This window comes from Adlercreutzia equolifaciens (genome assembly GCF_029076695.1).
GTDB lineage: Bacteria > Actinomycetota > Coriobacteriia > Coriobacteriales > Eggerthellaceae > Adlercreutzia > Adlercreutzia equolifaciens_A.
The window spans coordinates 1-503 of sequence record NZ_JARFIK010000016.1; the positions used below are offsets into that span (position 1 = coordinate 1).

At 68.4% G+C, this 503-nt stretch carries 1 pseudogene; it reads left to right on the plus strand.

Going from position 1 to position 503, the window contains the following annotated elements:
• Window positions 1-498: pseudogene (locus tag PZH32_RS11230) on the plus strand (serine/threonine protein kinase); the annotation flags it as partial.
• Window positions 499-503: the final 5 nt, after the last annotated feature.

Consider the following 503-nt stretch of genomic DNA (forward strand, 5'->3'; position numbering starts at 1 on the left):
GCCGCCATGGACTGGTTCCAGCGCTACTACCCCGAGTACCGCGTGCACGCCGTGAACTTCCCCGGCGACCCGTACCCGATCCACATCGACGCCACCTTCGTGCCGCTGCGCCCCGGCCTGATCATCAACAACCCGCACCGCCCGCTGCCCGAGCCGCAGCGCGCCATCTTCGAGGCCAACGACTGGCAGATCGTCGAGGCCGCCCAGCCGGCCCACACCGAGCCGCCGGCGCTGTGCTACTCCTCCGTCTGGCTGTCCATGAACTGCCTGGTCCTCGACCCGAAGACCGTCATCGTGGAGGCCTCCGAGGTGCACCAGCAGGAGCAGATGGACAAGCTCGGCATGAACGTCATCCCCTGCGACCTGCGCGACGCCTACCCGTTCGGCGGCGGCCTGCACTGCTCCACGGCCGACGTCTACCGCGAGGGCGAGTGCCTGGACTACTTCCCCAACCGCGTCGAGGATCCCACCCTCGTGCGCCCCGACATGTGGAAGTAAGCACC